Here is a 15,655-nt window from a genome sequence, read left to right on the forward strand (position 1 = left end):
ACTGCTCGCCAAGGGCTTCAGCTGAGCGTCACCCAGCGCTGATTGACGAACAGCTCGATCGGGCGGTATTGGGTCTTGTAGTTCATCTTCCTGCAATTCTTGATCCAGTAGCCGAGATAGACGGCCTGCAGGCCAAGGCGTGCGGTTTCCCCGATCTGCCAGAGAATCGCATAGCGACCGAGGCTACGCCGCTCCTCACTGGGGTCGTAGAAGGTGTAGACCGCAGAAAGCCCGTTGGGCAGCACATCCGTAACCGCGACTGCCTTCAGAACGCGATTCAGGCGGAACTCATAGAAGCGGGAGAAGGGCAGGTCGCGCACCAGGAACGTGGAGAATTGGTCCCGACTGGGCGGATACATGTCGCCGTCGGCATGGCGCTGCTCGATGTAGCGGACATAGAGCGCGTAATACTCCTCGGTAAAGGCGGGGCGAACGGCCGTGACCGTCAGGTCGGCGTTGCGCTTGAGGATGCGCTTCTGCTGGCGATTGGGGATGAACTGGTCGGCGGGAATGCGTGCTGGCACACAGGCATTGCAGCGCTGGCAGTGCGGTCGGTAGAGGTGGTCCCCGCTGCGGCGGAAACCCATTTCCGACAGCTCCGCGTAGACATCCACATCCATTGGCTGACTGGGGTCGAGGAACAGAGTGGTTGCCTGTTCCTCGGGCAGGTAGCTGCATGGATGCGGTTGAGTGGCGTAAAACTTGAGACGAGCCAACTCGGTCATGGTGAACCCCCGGGAGAACCCTTCAGCAAGTGTATGTCAGGCTGCGGGGCTCGCCTAGGCGCTCCAGTCAGCGACGTTCGGCTGGTCCAGATAGAGCTGGAGATAGCGGGAAAACTTCTCCCGGCTGATGGTGCGGGCGCCGAAGCTTTGCAAATGTTGAGTGGGCATCTGGCAGTCGATCAGAACGAAGCCCCATTTATGCAGGTGGTGCACCAGGGTCGCGAAACCAACCTTGGAGGCGTTGTCGGCTCGGCTGAACATGGACTCACCGAAAAACAGCTTGCCCATCGCCAGGCCGTACAGGCCGCCGACCAGTTCGTCATCGTTCCAGACTTCCACCGAGTGAACTACGCCACGGCGATGCAGTTCGATATACGCCGCCTGCATGGCTGAAGTGATCCACGTGCCGTCGGTGTAGTTGCGTGGGCCGGCACAGCCTTCAATGACCGCCGGGAAGGCCTGGTCAAAAGTTACGCGAAAGCGTTCCTGGCGCATCAGCTTGGCGAGGCTGCGGGAAATATGGATCTCCTGGGGCAGCAGGACGGTGCGCGGGTCGGGGGACCACCAGAGAATCGGCTGGCCTTCCTGATACCAGGGGAAGCAGCCATGGCGATACGCCTGGATCAACCGCTCTGGAGACAGGTCGCCACCAGCGGCAAGCAGGCCATTGGGCTCGCTCAGTGCGCGTCCAAGTGGAGGGAATTCGAGGGAATCGCGTCGTAGCCAGGTGAGCATGGGGAGGGGAGGGCGGGCCCGAGGCCCGCCTTTCCTGTCAGTTGTCGTCGAGGAACTTCTCGGCGTCCAGCGCAGCCATGCAGCCCGAGCCGGCGGAGGTGATCGCCTGGCGGTAGACGTGGTCCGCCACGTCGCCGGCGGCGAAGATGCCCGGAGTGCTGGTGGCGGTGGCGTTGCCTTCGAGGCCGCCCTGGACGATCAGGTAGCCGTCGCGCATTTCCAGCTGGCCCTGGAACAGGTCGGTGTTCGGCTTGTGGCCAATGGCGATGAAGACGCCGGCCAGGGACAGTTCCTTGGCGCTGCCGTCCTGGGTGTTCTTCAGGCGCACGCCGGTCACGCCGCTGTTGTCGCCCAGGACTTCATCCAGGGTGTGGTTCCAGTGGATGCGGATATTGCCGTTGGCGGCCTTCTCGAACAGCTTGTCCTGAAGGATTTTTTCGGAGCGCAGCTTGTCGCGACGATGGATCAGATGCACTTCCTTGGCGATGTTGGCCAGGTAAAGCGCTTCCTCGACCGCAGTGTTGCCGCCGCCGATCACGCAGACCACCTGGTTGCGATAGAAGAAGCCGTCGCAGGTGGCGCAGGCGGAAACGCCCTTGCCGGCGAAGGCTTCCTCGGACGGCAGGCCGAGGTACTGGGCGGACGCTCCGGTGGCGATGATCAGTGCGTCGCAGCTGTAGGTGCCGCTGTCACCCTTGAGGATGAACGGGCGCTTCTGCAACTCGGCAGTGTGGATGTGGTCGTAAACGATCTCGGTATCGAAACGCTCGGCGTGCTTCTGCATGCGCTCCATCAGGGCAGGGCCGGTGAGGCCTTCGACGTCACCCGGCCAGTTGTCCACTTCGGTGGTGGTGGTCAGTTGGCCACCGGGCTGGATGCCGGTGATGACCACGGGCTTCAGGTTGGCGCGGGCGGCATAGACAGCCGCGGTGTAACCCGCCGGGCCGGAGCCCAGTACGATCAATCGGGAATGCTTGACTTCACTCATAAAAAGGCCCCATAAGTCTTTGTCATGAAAGAGAATGCATGCTCCAATTGAGCATTGCGCAAATCGTTGGCGGCTATGCTACACCGAAGCGCAACACTGCGCCAAAACGCAGCGGCGGCATCCCATCCCCGCGTGGCATCGCGTGGGCAAATCCGTACAATGGGCAGCGTTCCGAATGGGCTGGACCCCGTTGATGGCACATCGTCAGGTGGTACTCCACCCTCGACCGACTCTTGAACGCGCCAGGGGCGCAGGAAAAGACGCGTTTTGAAGAATTCCACGACCAGAGCCCAGACACCCGTCTGGCGCCAGCAATTGCATTATCGCCTCAAGGAAGGTGCGTTGATCGCGCTTGGCGCAGTCTGCCTTTACCTGTGGATGGCGCTGCTCACCTACGATTCCTCAGACCCGGGCTGGACTCACACCAGCAACGTCGAGCAGGTGCAGAACGCAGCTGGCCGCCTCGGTGCCTGGTTCGCCGACATCCTGTTCATGGCGCTTGGTTACTTCGCCTACGTATTCCCGCTGTTGCTGGCCATCAAGACCCTGCAGGTTTTCCGTCACCGCCACGAACCCATCGACTGGAGCGGCTGGCTCTTTTCCTGGCGCCTGATCGGCCTGGTGTTCCTGGTGTTGTCCGGTGCCTCGCTGGCTGACATCCACTTCCAGGATCATTCCTGGCTTCCGGCCTCCGCCGGCGGCGCCCTCGGTGAAAGCCTCAGCCACCTGGCGGTCAACGCGCTCAACGTGCAAGGCAGCACCTTGCTGTTCTTTGCGCTGTTCCTCTTTGGCCTGACCGTCTTCACCGACCTGTCCTGGTTCAAGGTCATGGACCTGACGGGCAAGATCACCCTGGACCTTTTCGAACTCATCCAGAACGCTGTGAACCGCTGGTGGAGCGAGCGTCTTGAGCGCAAGCAGCTGGTGGCCAAGTTGCGTGAGGTGGATGTGCGCGTGAACGAGGTCGCAGCGCCGGTGGTGCCCGACCGGCGAGAGCAGGCCAAGGTCAAGGAACGTCTGATCGAGCGCGAAGACTCGCTTGAGAAGCACATGACCGAGCGTGAGAAGCGCCCGGCCCCGGTCATCACGCCGCCTCCGCCGCCCAAGCCAGCCGAGCCGAGCAAGCGTGTGCAGAAGGAAAAGCAGGCACCGCTGTTCGTCGACACCGCCGTGGAAGGTACCCTGCCGCCCATTTCCATCCTCGACGTGGCCGAGAAGAAGCAGAAGAGCTTCTCCCCGGAGTCGCTGGAGGCGATGTCGCGTCTGCTGGAGATCAAGCTGAAGGAATTCGGCGTCGAAGTGCTGGTGGAGTCGGTCCACCCCGGTCCGGTGATCACCCGTTTCGAGATCCAGCCTGCCGCAGGCGTCAAAGTCAGCCGCATCTCCAACCTGGCGAAAGACCTGGCGCGCTCTCTGGCCGTGATCAGCGTTCGCGTGGTGGAGGTGATTCCGGGCAAGACGACCGTCGGTATCGAGATCCCCAACGAGGATCGCCAGATCGTGCGGTTCTCCGAAGTGCTGTCCTCGTCGGAGTACGACGAGGCCAAATCGCCGGTCACCCTGGCCCTGGGCCACGACATCGGCGGCAAGCCAATCATCACCGATCTGGCCAAGATGCCTCACCTGCTGGTGGCCGGTACCACGGGTTCCGGTAAGTCGGTGGGCGTGAACGCCATGATTCTGTCGATCCTGTTCAAGTCCACGCCCGAGCAGGCGCGGATGATCATGATCGACCCGAAAATGCTGGAATTGTCGATCTACGAAGGCATCCCGCACCTGCTCTGCCCGGTAGTCACCGACATGAAGGAGGCCGCCAACGCGCTGCGCTGGAGCGTGGCCGAGATGGAGCGGCGCTACAAGCTGATGGCGGCCATGGGCGTGCGTAACCTGGCGGGCTTCAACCGCAAGGTGAAGGATGCCGAAGAGGCCGGTACACCGTTGACCGACCCGCTCTACCGCCGGGAGAGCATGGAAGACGAAGCACCCCTGTTGAAGACGCTGCCGACAATCGTGGTCGTCGTCGACGAATTCGCCGACATGATGATGATCGTCGGCAAGAAGGTGGAAGAGCTGATCGCGCGAATCGCCCAGAAGGCGCGTGCCGCCGGTATCCACCTGATTCTCGCCACACAGCGCCCCTCGGTGGATGTGATCACCGGCCTGATCAAGGCCAACATCCCCACCCGCATGGCGTTTCAGGTCTCCAGCAAGATCGACTCGCGCACCATCCTCGACCAGGGTGGCGCCGAACAGCTGCTGGGCCACGGTGACATGCTCTACCTGCCGCCAGGCACCGGCCTGCCTATCCGCGTCCATGGCGCCTTCGTCTCCGACGATGAAGTGCACCGGGTGGTGGAAGCCTGGAAGCTGCGTGGCGCGCCGGACTACATCGAAGACATTCTCGCCGGTGCGGAGGAGGGTGGTGGCTCGTCCGGTGGTTTCGACGGCGGTGAGGGCAGCGGCGAAGGCAGCGAGGACGACCCGCTGTACGACGAAGCCGTACGCTTCGTCACCGAAAGCCGCCGCGCTTCGATCTCCGCAGTGCAGCGCAAGCTGAAAATTGGCTACAACCGCGCCGCGCGCATGATCGAGGCGATGGAAATGGCTGGGGTGGTAAGCCCCATGAACGGCAACGGGTCGCGCGAAGTCATCGCGCCGTCACCGGTGCGAGACTGATCCGAAACGGATTCTTGATGAGGATTTCCATGCGACTGATCCGCATGCTGATGGTAGCGGTCCTTGGCCTGGCCGCCCTGCAGGTCCAGGCCGACGACAAGGTGGCCATCAGCCGCCTGACCGAAATGCTGAACAAGGCCCAGACCATTACCGGCCGCTTCTCCCAACTGACCCTGGATGGCTCCGGCACCCAGCTCCAGGAAACGTCCGGCGAGCTCTCGCTGAAGCGTCCGGGCCTGTTCCGCTGGCACACTGACGCACCAATGGAGCAGTTGCTGGTCTCCAATGGCGAAAAAGTCTGGCTTTACGACCCGGACCTGCAGCAAGTGACCATCCAGACCCTGGACCAGCGGCTGACCCACACGCCGGCACTGCTGCTGTCCGGTGATATCTCGAAAATCAGTGAGAACTTCGAGATCACCCACAAGGAAGGCGGCGACGTAGTGGACTTCATCCTCAAGCCGAAGGCCAAGGACACCCTGTTCGATACCCTGCGCCTGTCGTTCCGCAATGGTGTGATCAACGACATGCAACTGATCGACAGCGTTGGCCAGCGCACCAACATCCTCTTCCTCGGGATCAAGATGAACCAGGCGATCGATGCCTCCCAGTTCACCTTCAAGGTTCCGGAAGGCGCTGACGTCATCCAGGAATAAGCTGTACGCCAATGGACCTGTTTCGCTCCGAACCCATCGCCCAGCCCCTGGCGGCGCGCTTGCGCGCCACCTGTCTGGACGAGTACGTCGGCCAGGAGCACCTGCTGGCCCCGGGCAAGCCGTTGCGTGAGGCCCTGGAGCAGGGTGCGCTTCACTCGATGATCTTCTGGGGCCCGCCCGGGGTGGGCAAGACCACCCTGGCCAAACTGCTGGCCCAGGTCACCGACGCGCACTTCGAAACCATTTCCGCCGTGCTATCGGGGGTCAAGGAGATTCGCCAGTCGGTGGAGGTGGCCAAGCAGCAGGCCGCCCAGTACGGTCGCCGCACCATCCTCTTCGTCGATGAAGTGCACCGCTTCAACAAGTCCCAGCAGGATGCCTTCCTGCCCTATGTGGAAGACGGCACCCTGATCTTCATCGGCGCCACCACCGAGAATCCGTCCTTCGAACTCAACAACGCGCTGCTGTCCCGTGCCCGGGTCTATGTGCTGAAGAGCCTGGACGAGTCCGCCCTGCGCAAGCTGGTGGCGCGCGCACTGAACGAAGAGAAGGGCCTCGGCAAACGCAATCTGAGTCTGCCGGAAGAGAGTTTTGCCATCCTCATGGCTGCGGCAGACGGCGACGGTCGGCGTCTGCTGAACCTGCTGGAGAATGCCTCTGACTTGGCTGAGGATGGCGGTGAGATCGGCGTCGAGCTCCTGCAGAACCTGCTGGGAGACAGCCGTCGTCGTTTCGACAAGGGCGGTGAGGCCTTCTACGACCAGATATCCGCCCTGCACAAATCCGTGCGTGGCTCCGATCCGGATGCAGCGCTCTACTGGTACGCGCGAATGCTGGACGGCGGCTGCGACCCGCTCTATATCGCCCGCCGCGTGGTGCGTATGGCCAGCGAGGACATCGGCAACGCCGATCCCCGCGCCCTCAGCCTGTGCCTCTCGGCCTGGGATGTGCAGGAGCGCCTGGGGAGTCCCGAGGGCGAACTGGCGGTGGCCCAGGCCATTACGTACCTGGCGTGCGCGCCCAAGAGCAATGCCGTTTACATGGCCTTCAAGGCCGCCATGCGTGACGCCGCCGAGAACGGCTCGCTGGAAGTGCCCCTGCACCTGCGCAATGCGCCGACCCGGCTGATGAAGGAGCTGGGTTATGGCGAGGAATATCGCTACGCCCATGACGAGCCGGATGCTTACGCCGCGGGCGAGGACTACTTCCCCGAGCAGCTTGAGCCACGCCAGTACTACCAACCGGTGCCGCGCGGCCTGGAACTGAAGATTCGCGACAAGCTGCAGCACCTGAAAAGCCTCGACCGCAATAGCCCCTGGCAGCGGAGAAAGTCATGATCGGGCTGATCCTGGCCATCTCCGCGGGCGGCGTGGCGGGTACCTTGCTGCGCTTCGCGACGGGCAATCTCATTACTACCTACTGGCCACGCTACTTCTACGCCGGTACCCTTGCGGTCAATATCGTCGGTTGCCTGCTGATCGGTTATTTATATGGTCTTTTCCTGGTACGCCCAGAGATCCCGGTAGAAATTCGCTCCGGGCTTATGGTGGGATTCCTTGGCGGCCTGACGACCTTTTCATCCTTTTCCCTCGACACGCTGCGCCTGCTGGAAAGCGGCCAGTTGCCAACGGCCCTGGGCTACGCGGCGCTGAGCGTGTTGGGCGGCCTGCTCGCGACCTGGGCTGGCCTGATACTGACGAAAATCTGAGAGACGAGAACCTGACATGCTCGATGCCAAACTGGTCCGCACCCAGACTCGGGAAATCGCGGAACGCCTCGCCACCCGTGGCTTTGAACTGGACGTAGCGCGCCTGGACGCGCTGGAGAGCCAGCGCAAGTCCGTGCAGACCCGTACTGAACAGCTGCAGGCCGAGCGTAACGCCCGTTCCAAGGCGATCGGCCAGGCCAAGCAGCGCGGTGAGGACATTGCACCGCTGCTGGCGGATGTGGACCGTATGGGCAGCGAATTGGAAGAGGGCAAGCGCGAGCTGGAGAGCATCCAGGCCGAGCTGGACAACCTGCTGTTGAACATCCCGAACCTGCCTCACGAATCCGTGCCGGTAGGCGAGGACGAAGAAGCCAACGTCGAAGTCCGTCGCTGGGGTACTCCGCGCAGCTTCGATTTCGAGATCAAGGACCACGTTGCCCTGGGCGAGCAGCACGGCTGGCTGGACTTCGAGACCGCGGCCAAGCTTTCCGGCGCCCGTTTCGCTCTGCTGCGCGGTCCCATTGCCCGCCTGCATCGCGCCCTGGCGCAGTTCATGATCAACCTGCATGTCACCGACCACGGCTACGAAGAGGCCTACACGCCTTACCTGGTCCAGGCTCCGGCTCTGCAGGGCACGGGCCAGCTGCCCAAGTTCGAGGAAGATCTGTTCAAGATCACCCGCGAGAACGAGGCTGACTTCTACCTGATCCCGACCGCGGAAGTCTCTCTGACCAACATCGTGGCCGGCGAGATCGTCGACGCCAAGCAACTGCCGATCAAGTTCGTGGCCCACACCCCGTGCTTCCGCAGTGAGGCGGGCGCGTCTGGTCGTGATACCCGCGGCATGATCCGCCAGCACCAGTTCGATAAGGTGGAGATGGTCCAGATCGTCGAGCCGTCCAAGTCCTTTGAGGCCCTGGAAGGCATGACTGCCAACGCCGAGCGCGTACTGCAGCTGCTGGAACTGCCCTACCGCGTTCTGGCCCTGTGCACCGGCGACATGGGCTTTTCCGCCACCAAGACCTACGACCTGGAGGTCTGGGTGCCGAGCCAGGACAAGTACCGCGAGATTTCCTCCTGCTCCAACTGCGGCGACTTCCAGGCTCGCCGCATGCAGGCGCGCTACCGCAATCCGGAAACCGGCAAGCCTGAGCTGGTGCACACCCTGAACGGCTCCGGCCTGGCCGTTGGCCGGACCCTGGTAGCCGTGCTGGAGAACTACCAGCAAGCCGATGGCAGCATCCGTGTGCCCGAGGTGCTCAAGCCCTACATGGGCGGCCTCGAAGTCATCGGCTGATTGCCCTGTTCCCCTGCGTTGGCAGGGGCATAGGAAGGCCCACCGCCCGCGTCGCAGCCAGGCTGCACGCGGGCGGTGACCGTTAAAGCTCTGCTTCCACCTGTTATCGCAAGAAGGCGCTGCTATGGATTTCCTCCCGCTGTTCCACAATCTTCAAGGGCGTCAGGTGCTCGTGGTGGGTGGGGGCGAAGTGGCCCTGCGCAAGGCGCGCCTGTTGGCCGATGCCGGAGCCCAACTGAGGGTGGTGGCACCGCAGATCGATTCCGAACTGCTGGAAATGGTCGAGCGCAGCGGTGGCGAGTCCCGCCTGCGTGGCTACCAGGAACCCGACCTGGATGCGTGCGTGTTGGCTATTGCCGCCAGTGACGACCAGGCGCTGAATGCCCAGGTTTCAGCCCATGCGCAGGCCCGAGGAGTTCCGGTCAATGTGGTGGATGCTCCCAAACTCTGCAGCGTGATCTTCCCGGCCATCGTCGACCGCTCCCCACTGATCGTGGCGGTCTCCAGCGCGGGTGATGCCCCGGTGCTGGCACGGCTGATTCGCGCCAAGATCGAGACCTGGATTCCAGCGGCCTATGGCCAATTGGCGGGTCTTGCGAAGAAATTCCGTGATCAGGTGAAGGCACTGCTACCGGATGTCCAGCAGCGCCGGGTTTTCTGGGAGGAGGTGTTCCAGGGGCCCGTTGCCGAGCGGATGCTGGCCGGGCAGGGCGCCGAAGCCGAGCGCCTGTTGGCCGAGCGGGTGGCTGGAGGGGCTCCGAGAGCCTTGGGTGAGGTCTACCTGGTGGGGGCCGGCCCAGGCGATCCCGATCTGCTGACCTTCCGCGCGCTGCGGCTGATGCAGCAAGCCGATGTGGTGCTCTACGACCGCCTGGTGGCCTCGCCAATCATCGAACTGTGCCGCCGCGATGCAGAGCGCATCTATGTCGGCAAGCGACGCGCAGACCATGCCGTGCCCCAGGACGAGATCAATCGACTGCTGATCGAACAAGCCAAGCTGGGCAAACGGGTACTGAGGCTGAAGGGCGGCGACCCCTTCATTTTCGGCCGTGGTGGCGAGGAGATCGAAGAGCTGGCTGCCAATGGCATTCCCTTCCAGGTGGTGCCGGGCATTACCGCAGCGTCGGGCTGCGCTGCCTATGCCGGCATTCCCCTGACTCATCGTGACTACGCCCAGTCTGTACGCTTCGTCACCGGTCACCTGAAGGACGGCAGCTGTGATCTGCCCTGGGGCGACCTGACCGCGTCCGGCCAGACGCTGGTGTTCTACATGGGGCTGGTCGGTCTGCCGCTGATCTGCGAACAGTTGATCAAGCACGGACGCGCCGCTGAAACTCCTGCGGCTCTGGTGCAGCAAGGCACCACCAGCCGCCAGCGGGTGTTTACCGGCACCTTGGCGAACTTGCCGCAATTGGTTGCAGAGCACGAAGTCCACGCGCCCACGCTGGTGATCGTGGGCGAAGTGGTGACCCTGCGCGACAAGCTGGCCTGGTTCGAGGGCGATCAGGCCAACGCCTGATCCCTTCGTGCTACCGACATCGTCTTCAAGTGCCCACGGCCGTGGGGTCGGCTGAAGTCCTGGACCGGCCCCAGCGGCACTACACCGGTGGGGTTGATGGTGCGATGGCTGGCGTAATAGTGATGCTTGATATGGGTGAAGTTCACCGTTTCCGCCACGCCCGGCCATTGGTACAGCTCACGCAGCCAGCCTGACAGATTGGGGTAATCCTCCAGTCGACGCAGGTTGCACTTGAAGTGGCCGTGGTAGACAGCGTCGAAACGGATCAAGGTGGTGAACAGGCGCCAGTCGGCTTCGGTGATGTGCTCGCCCGTCAGAAAGCGCCGCGTTTCCAGTAGTGAATCCAGGCGGTCCAGCTCATTGAACAGGGTGTGGAAGGCCTCTTCGTACGCTTCCTGGGTGGTGGCGAAACCAGCACGGTAGACGCCGTTATTGATCGCGGGATAAATGCGCTCGTTGAGCCCATCGATTTCCGTGCGCAATGCCTCGGGATAGAAGTCCAGGTCATTGCCGGTCAGGTGGTCGAAGGCGCTGTTGAACATCCGGATGATCTCGGACGATTCATTGCTGACGATGCGCCCAGTCTGCTTGTCCCAGAGCAGGGGTACGGTGACCCGGCCGCTGTAGTCGGGAGTGTCCTGGGTATAGCGCTGGTGGAGGTACGTCAGGCCGTCGAGCTTGTCGCCGGTGGAGCCGAACTGTGGGTCGAAGGTCCAACCCTGTTCCAACATCAGCCAGCTGACCACCGAAACATCGATCAGGGATTCCAGACCTTTCAGCTTGCGAAAGATCAGGGTGCGGTGTGCCCAGGGGCAGGCCAGGGATACATAGAGGTGATAACGGCCGGCTTCTGCTTTAAAGCCACCTTCGCCCGAGGGGCCGGGCGCGCCATCGGCGGTGATCCAGTTGCGCCGCCGCGCACTTTCCCGTTGGAAACGTCCGTCCCTGGCCGTGTCGTACCATTTGTCATGCCATTTTCCATCGATCAACAGGCCCATGATCGACCTCCAAGGTTGGGTTTGCTGATCAGTCTATCGACGCTGGATCGATGGAAAAGCGCAATTTGATGGTTTTAATGATCGGTCAGGTCGATATCTTTCGATCCATCCAGCGTTTCCTGGCTTCCTCGAAAGCCTGGTCACGGTCCATTCCAAGGCCGCGAAGGGCCAGCGCCATGGTGGCAACGATGGCCAGTTGGCCGTAGGCATCCTCGGTCTCTCCACGCCAGACGGTGAGGAGCGGGTTGGTATCGAGACTTTCCGGCTTTACGTGGCGCAATGCAGATAGCGCCGGCCATTCCTCGTCCCAGGCTTCCCCGCCAGTGGCCCCATAGAGGTGGCAGGTAGCGTCGGGGTTCACCTCGATTTCGCCGCCTTCGCCCTTGATCACGATGGCGTGATCGCCGAGCAACTGACTGGCTTCGCGATGGACCGCTTGGTAGCCCGGATGGAAGATGCTCTGCAGTCCGCAACGGGCTTGCAGCGGGTTGAGAAGGCGGGCCAGAGAGTGGATGGGGGAGCGCAGACCCAGCGTGTTGCGCAGGTCAATCATCCTCTGAAATTGCGGCGCCCAGGCACCCAGGGGGATGAAGGCGAGCCGGCGTTCGTCCAGGGCGTTGGCGACCTGGTTCCAGTCCTGACACAGGGGAATGTCGAGCACGTTCAGCAACTGCTCGCTGTAGAGCCGGCCAGCCGTGTGGGCGCCGCCGCCATGGAGCAGGATGCGAACACCGCTGTCGGCCAGGGCCTTGGCCGACAGCAGGTACCAGGGCAGGTGACGTTTCTTCCCGGCATAGCTCGGCCAGTCCAGGTCGACATCGATTTTCGGTGCCGGGTTTCGCTGGCGGAAGGCTTCGGTAAAGCCGGCCAGTTCCTCAGCGTTCTCTTCCTTGTGCCTGAGCAACATGAGGAAGGCGCCGAGTTGGGTGTCTTCCACTTTGCCATCTAGGAGCATACCCATGGCTTCACGGGCTTCCTCGCGGGTCATGTTGCGGGCACCGCGCTTGCCTTTGCCGAGGATGCGAACGAACTGGGCGAAGGGGTGTTCCGATGGCGTGACGAGGTTCATAGGCAATTGGTCGGCTTTGGCAGGCCGGCGAGCTTGGCGGCAAGCTTGGCCGGGGCGCCCTTGAACAGGCGGTTGAGGTGCAGGCTGTTACCCTTTTCCGGGCCGAGCTTCTGCGCCACGTACTTGACCATCGGGCGATTGGCCGGGGAAAGCTGGAATTCGGCATAGAAGCCGCGCAGCAGGTCGAGGATCTCCCAGTGTTCCGGCAGCAGCGCCAGCTCTTCGCGTTCGGCCAGGGCCTGGGCGACTGCAGGGCTCCAGTCGGCCAGTTCCTGAAGATAGCCGTCCTTGTCCAGGGCGATGCTGCGGCCTTCGATCAACAGTTCGCTCATAGCCAGCTGTTCACCTTGTCGTAGTGGCAGCAGAGTTCGACGAAGGCCGGGTAATCCAGCGGCTTCGCACGCTGCGGAAGATCGGTCAGGGCGCGGGCGTCGAGGTCTTCGGACAGCGCGTACAGGGCGACGGCGTCCGACATCAGTTCCAGTGCCTGGCGGGCAATGCTTCCGGGCTGCAGGGCGTACGTGGCGTCACCACACAGGAGCAGGCCGTCGTTTGGCCCCAGCAGGCGCAGGCAGCTGCCGAGGCGGCTGTCGGCGAAGGGGGAGTGGGAAAGGATGTGCAGGGTGGCCATCAGAGTGTGAGCACCTGGTCATAACGGTCGATAAGGGCGGTCAGGGCAGCGTCGTCGAGGACTTCCACTGCAAGGCCCAGGGCGGTCGGCGCAAGGCCACGCTCCTCCAAGCTACGCGCAGAAACATACAGCGATTCCACGCCGAACAGGGGCAGCGCCTGGAGGTTGGCGGTCAGGTCCTTCTGCTGGAGCGCAGTCGGCTGCTGAGCCGTGGGCAGCTGGAACACGCCGTCATCGAGGAAGAGCAGGCCTAGGGGCAGATCGAACGCGCCGCCGGCGAGGGCAATATCCAGTGCCTCGCGAGCGCCGGGACCACTCCAGGGCGCCTGGCGGCTGATAATCAGCATGGACTTCATCTCAACAGCCTCCAAAGCTGACCAGTCGATCGGCCATTTGCGCTGCTTCGTGCAGTTGCCCCAGCCCAGAGAGTTCCCAGCCCTCGGCCAGGTTGGCGGCAGGGCGGTCGTAGCGCTGTGCCTCTTCCGTATTCAGCACGCCACGGCGCAGTGCTGCTGCGATGCAGACGACGCCGTCCAGCTGATGCTCGCGGATAAAGGCGCTCCATTCCGCGGAGAGATTCGGCTCATCCTGAGGGGCAACGACATTGGCGGAGGCACTGTGGACGCCGTCCTGGTAGAAGAACAGGCGAACGATCTCATGGCCGCCCGCGAGGCAGGCTTCAGCGAAACGCAGGGCGCGCCGAGAAGAGGGCGCGTGGGGCGGGGCGAACAGGGCGATGGCGAATTTCATGGTCGCTCGGGCGAGTGGAAAACAGCTGGAATGATACGGCCAGACGCATTCTTTTGCCCGTCCGGGCAGAAAAAAGCCCGCCGAAGCGGGCTAGTTCCGAGGATGCGGTTGGCGATCAATCGTCGCTGCTCATTACGCCAACCAATTGCAGCAAGCTGATGAAGAGGTTGTAGATGGAGATGTAGAGGCTGATGGTGGCCATGATGTAGTTGCGCTCGCCGCCATGGATGATGGCGCTGGTCTGAAAAAGGATGCAGACCGAGGAAAACACCACGAAGCCAGCGCTGATTGCCAACTGAAGGCCGCTGACGTTGAAGGAGAAGCTGACCAGCATGGCGCCCAGCAGCACGAAGAAGCCCGCGGTAATGAAGCCGCCGAGGAAGCTCATGTCCTTACGGGTGGTCAGCACGTAGGCGGAAAGGCCGAAGAACACCAGGGCGGTCATGGCGAAGGCCGAGCTGACCACCTCGCCGCCATTGGGCAGGCCGAGGTACATGTTGAGGATCGGGCCCAGGGTGTAGCCCATGAAACCGGTGAGCGCGAAGGTGGAAACCAGGCCCCAGGCCGAGTCGCGCAGCTTCACGGTGAGGAAGAACAGGCCGTAGAAGCCGATCAGCACCACGAAGACGCTGGGGTAGGGGACGCGCATTTGTTGGGCGACGTAGGCGACCAGGCCACTGAAGGCGAGGGTCATGGCCAGCAGGCCGTAGGTATTGCGCAGGACGCGGCTGACTTCCAGCTGCTCGGCCTGCGAGGGGTTGAGGGCGTAGTTCTGTTCGTTCATCACGACACTCCCGAAATTGATATCCGTAACCTGAGTCAGTTCCGGATGATAGCAGAGGGCCCGAAGGCGCCAATTACAAGAGTTTGACAGTGTGTTGCGTTCCGGTACTATGGCGCCCCGCGCAAGCGGAGGTGTGGCCGAGTGGTTTAAGGCAGCGGTCTTGAAAACCGCCGAAGGGGAGACTCTTCCGTGAGTTCGAATCTCACCGCCTCCGCCATCTAACTAGCTGACCCCTATAGATTTCTTCTTAGAAAAGTCCCTGGAAGGGAATGTTTCGGGAACAAAATGGGATATAGCGCAAAAAGGGCCTCTCTGGAGGCCCTTTTTTGTATCCGTAGCGAGGAGCGTGGTCGCGCTCTATGCGCTTTCAACTGCGTCTCCTGGCTTACAGATGCCTCGTCGATGCGGCCAAGCTATTCCTCGCAATAGAGGTGGCGAACGGCGAGGCCGGTGCGGATCAGTTGAGGTCGTATTTCTGATCGATCTTGCGTTTTTCCAGGGCGTACTGGGCCACGTCGATCTGGCCGCTCTGAAGGTTGGTGTCGAGTGCGCTCAGTTCCTTCTCACGGTTCTCACGCACTTGCTCCTTCGTGGCGTAGTAGTTAATGGCCTCAGCAGCTTCGTGTCCGCTCACCGGATCCCAGAGGATCGAAAGCGGCCAGAACAGGAGGTTCGCTACGCCCAAGCCGTACTCGCGGCCATAGAAGGAACCACCACCAGGAAGCAGCCCAAGGGCTGCAGCAGTGCCCGGGTTCTTCTCTTGGACCGCCTGACCACGGGCTTCATACTGCCGCAGCTCGGCTTTCTGATGAGAGTTCAGGCCGGTTGCACAACCCGTGCAAGCTACAGCTTATCCAACGGCCAGAATCAAACGATGCGCTTTGATGCGCCAACTCCTTGTAGTTATTCGGTATCGCTCTAAGCAGTATCTTTATAATATCAATATGATATCACTTGAAGAAGCTCTCCAGTACGTCAAGGGCGGGCTTTTGGAGTGCGGGGAATGCGGCGCGCACCACATTGTGGCGGGCTCAATGTCGGTCCCGTCCTTGCTGATGAACTAGGCGTAGCTCCATTACTTCCCGAACTTCGCTGGTCCCCTGGTCTTGGACAGCCGAT

The 15,655-nt window shown here is 62.2% G+C and carries 17 protein-coding genes and 1 tRNA gene; 7 read left to right on the forward strand and 11 right to left on the reverse strand.

The annotated features are described in order from the left end of the window. Positions 1 to 17: 17 nt before the first annotated feature. From TQ98_RS11650 to trxB, 3 genes are read right to left on the reverse strand one after another with little or no spacing between them, the layout of a single operon-like run. Positions 18 to 725 carry an arginyltransferase gene (locus TQ98_RS11650; protein ID WP_044872833.1) on the reverse strand — a complete coding sequence of 236 codons (708 nt, stop codon included), beginning with the start codon at positions 723 to 725 and terminating at the stop codon, positions 18 to 20. 54 nt (positions 726 to 779) lie between these two features. Further along, on the reverse strand, positions 780 to 1,460 hold the full coding sequence (aat, locus tag TQ98_RS11655; RefSeq protein ID WP_044872832.1) for a leucyl/phenylalanyl-tRNA--protein transferase: 681 nt from the start codon (positions 1,458 to 1,460) through the stop codon (positions 780 to 782). A gap of 37 nt (positions 1,461 to 1,497) precedes the next feature. Then, positions 1,498 to 2,448: a thioredoxin-disulfide reductase gene (trxB, locus tag TQ98_RS11660; protein ID WP_044872831.1), complete on the reverse strand. Its 951-nt coding sequence runs from the start codon at positions 2,446 to 2,448 to the stop codon at positions 1,498 to 1,500. A gap of 267 nt (positions 2,449 to 2,715) precedes the next feature. Here trxB and ftsK point away from each other — a divergent pair, with 267 nt between their 5' ends. The 6 genes from ftsK to cysG all read left to right on the forward strand — a co-directional run bounded on the left by ftsK (position 2,716) and on the right by cysG (position 10,304). After that, a complete protein-coding gene (gene ftsK / locus TQ98_RS11665; RefSeq protein WP_044872830.1) occupies positions 2,716 to 5,124 on the forward strand; it encodes a DNA translocase FtsK in 2,409 nt (802 codons plus the stop codon). Between the two features lie 29 nt (positions 5,125 to 5,153). Next, the gene (gene lolA / locus TQ98_RS11670) at positions 5,154 to 5,780 is read left to right on the forward strand and encodes an outer membrane lipoprotein chaperone LolA (RefSeq protein ID WP_044872829.1); all 627 of its coding nucleotides are present in this window, start codon (positions 5,154 to 5,156) and stop codon (positions 5,778 to 5,780) included. A gap of 11 nt (positions 5,781 to 5,791) precedes the next feature. After that, positions 5,792 to 7,117, forward strand: a complete 1,326-nt coding sequence (locus TQ98_RS11675; RefSeq protein ID WP_044872828.1) for a replication-associated recombination protein A — start codon at positions 5,792 to 5,794, stop codon at positions 7,115 to 7,117. Continuing rightward, positions 7,114 to 7,488, forward strand: a complete 375-nt coding sequence (gene crcB / locus TQ98_RS11680) for a fluoride efflux transporter CrcB (protein WP_044872827.1) — start codon at positions 7,114 to 7,116, stop codon at positions 7,486 to 7,488. The genes TQ98_RS11675 and crcB overlap by 4 nt, the downstream gene beginning before the upstream one ends. Before the next feature lie 16 nt (positions 7,489 to 7,504). Then, on the forward strand, positions 7,505 to 8,785 hold the full coding sequence (gene serS, locus TQ98_RS11685) for a serine--tRNA ligase (protein ID WP_044872826.1): 1,281 nt from the start codon (positions 7,505 to 7,507) through the stop codon (positions 8,783 to 8,785). Positions 8,786 to 8,909: 124 nt separating this feature from the next. Further along, positions 8,910 to 10,304, forward strand: a complete 1,395-nt coding sequence (gene cysG, locus TQ98_RS11690; RefSeq protein WP_044872825.1) for a siroheme synthase CysG — start codon at positions 8,910 to 8,912, stop codon at positions 10,302 to 10,304. Here the strand turns inward: cysG and TQ98_RS11695 are convergent. The 7 genes from TQ98_RS11695 to TQ98_RS11725 form a co-directional block, all read right to left on the reverse strand. Then, positions 10,289 to 11,302 (reverse strand): glutathione S-transferase family protein, encoded by a 1,014-nt coding sequence (locus tag TQ98_RS11695; RefSeq protein WP_044872824.1) that lies wholly within the window; start codon positions 11,300 to 11,302, stop codon positions 10,289 to 10,291. The genes cysG and TQ98_RS11695 overlap by 16 nt on opposite strands. An 85-nt stretch (positions 11,303 to 11,387) precedes the next feature. Continuing rightward, positions 11,388 to 12,371: a glycosyl transferase family protein gene (locus TQ98_RS11700; protein WP_044872823.1), complete on the reverse strand. Its 984-nt coding sequence runs from the start codon at positions 12,369 to 12,371 to the stop codon at positions 11,388 to 11,390. Then, positions 12,368 to 12,703 (reverse strand): TusE/DsrC/DsvC family sulfur relay protein, encoded by a 336-nt coding sequence (locus TQ98_RS11705; RefSeq protein ID WP_044872822.1) that lies wholly within the window; start codon positions 12,701 to 12,703, stop codon positions 12,368 to 12,370. Before TQ98_RS11705 ends, TQ98_RS11700 begins: the two co-directional genes overlap by 4 nt. Beyond that, on the reverse strand, positions 12,700 to 13,002 hold the full coding sequence (gene tusB, locus TQ98_RS11710; RefSeq protein WP_044872821.1) for a sulfurtransferase complex subunit TusB: 303 nt from the start codon (positions 13,000 to 13,002) through the stop codon (positions 12,700 to 12,702). Before tusB ends, TQ98_RS11705 begins: the two co-directional genes overlap by 4 nt. Beyond that, complete coding sequence (gene tusC / locus TQ98_RS11715; RefSeq protein WP_044872820.1) at positions 13,002 to 13,358, reverse strand: sulfurtransferase complex subunit TusC; 357 nt, start codon at positions 13,356 to 13,358, stop codon at positions 13,002 to 13,004. Before tusC ends, tusB begins: the two co-directional genes overlap by 1 nt. Position 13,359: 1 nt before the next feature. Continuing rightward, positions 13,360 to 13,752 (reverse strand): sulfurtransferase complex subunit TusD, encoded by a 393-nt coding sequence (gene tusD / locus TQ98_RS11720; protein WP_044872819.1) that lies wholly within the window; start codon positions 13,750 to 13,752, stop codon positions 13,360 to 13,362. A gap of 115 nt (positions 13,753 to 13,867) precedes the next feature. Beyond that, on the reverse strand, positions 13,868 to 14,536 hold the full coding sequence (locus TQ98_RS11725; RefSeq protein WP_044872818.1) for a Bax inhibitor-1/YccA family protein: 669 nt from the start codon (positions 14,534 to 14,536) through the stop codon (positions 13,868 to 13,870). Between the two features lie 127 nt (positions 14,537 to 14,663). On the opposite strand from TQ98_RS11725, the gene TQ98_RS11730 reads away from it, so the two are divergent. After that, positions 14,664 to 14,753, forward strand: a tRNA-Ser gene (locus TQ98_RS11730). Between the two features lie 240 nt (positions 14,754 to 14,993). Here TQ98_RS11730 and TQ98_RS11735 read toward each other — a convergent pair. Next, positions 14,994 to 15,356: a hypothetical protein gene (locus TQ98_RS11735; protein ID WP_242443196.1), complete on the reverse strand. Its 363-nt coding sequence runs from the start codon at positions 15,354 to 15,356 to the stop codon at positions 14,994 to 14,996. Positions 15,357 to 15,655: the final 299 nt, after the last annotated feature.

It is taken from the genome of Pseudomonas sp. LFM046 (assembly GCF_000949385.2).
GTDB lineage: Bacteria > Pseudomonadota > Gammaproteobacteria > Pseudomonadales > Pseudomonadaceae > Metapseudomonas.

Bases quoted from the DNA above. Each gene is read 5' to 3' on its own strand.
- TQ98_RS11725 (WP_044872818.1), bottom strand. From the start codon at position 14,536: ATGAACGAACAGAACTACGCCCTCAACCCCTCGCAGGCCGAGCAGCTG.
- cysG (WP_044872825.1), top strand. From the start codon at position 8,910: ATGGATTTCCTCCCGCTGTTCCACAATCTTCAAGGGCGTCAGGTGCTC.
- TQ98_RS11675 (WP_044872828.1), top strand. From the start codon at position 5,792: ATGGACCTGTTTCGCTCCGAACCCATCGCCCAGCCCCTGGCGGCGCGC.
- tusC (WP_044872820.1), bottom strand. From the start codon at position 13,358: ATGAAGTCCATGCTGATTATCAGCCGCCAGGCGCCCTGGAGTGGTCCC.
- serS (WP_044872826.1), top strand. From the start codon at position 7,505: ATGCTCGATGCCAAACTGGTCCGCACCCAGACTCGGGAAATCGCGGAA.
- TQ98_RS11705 (WP_044872822.1), bottom strand. From the start codon at position 12,703: ATGAGCGAACTGTTGATCGAAGGCCGCAGCATCGCCCTGGACAAGGAC.
- lolA (WP_044872829.1), top strand. From the start codon at position 5,154: ATGCGACTGATCCGCATGCTGATGGTAGCGGTCCTTGGCCTGGCCGCC.
- crcB (WP_044872827.1), top strand. From the start codon at position 7,114: ATGATCGGGCTGATCCTGGCCATCTCCGCGGGCGGCGTGGCGGGTACC.
- trxB (WP_044872831.1), bottom strand. From the start codon at position 2,448: ATGAGTGAAGTCAAGCATTCCCGATTGATCGTACTGGGCTCCGGCCCG.
- TQ98_RS11695 (WP_044872824.1), bottom strand. From the start codon at position 11,302: ATGGGCCTGTTGATCGATGGAAAATGGCATGACAAATGGTACGACACG.
- tusB (WP_044872821.1), bottom strand. From the start codon at position 13,002: ATGGCCACCCTGCACATCCTTTCCCACTCCCCCTTCGCCGACAGCCGC.
- aat (WP_044872832.1), bottom strand. From the start codon at position 1,460: ATGCTCACCTGGCTACGACGCGATTCCCTCGAATTCCCTCCACTTGGA.
- tusD (WP_044872819.1), bottom strand. From the start codon at position 13,752: ATGAAATTCGCCATCGCCCTGTTCGCCCCGCCCCACGCGCCCTCTTCT.
- TQ98_RS11700 (WP_044872823.1), bottom strand. From the start codon at position 12,371: ATGAACCTCGTCACGCCATCGGAACACCCCTTCGCCCAGTTCGTTCGC.
- TQ98_RS11650 (WP_044872833.1), bottom strand. From the start codon at position 725: ATGACCGAGTTGGCTCGTCTCAAGTTTTACGCCACTCAACCGCATCCA.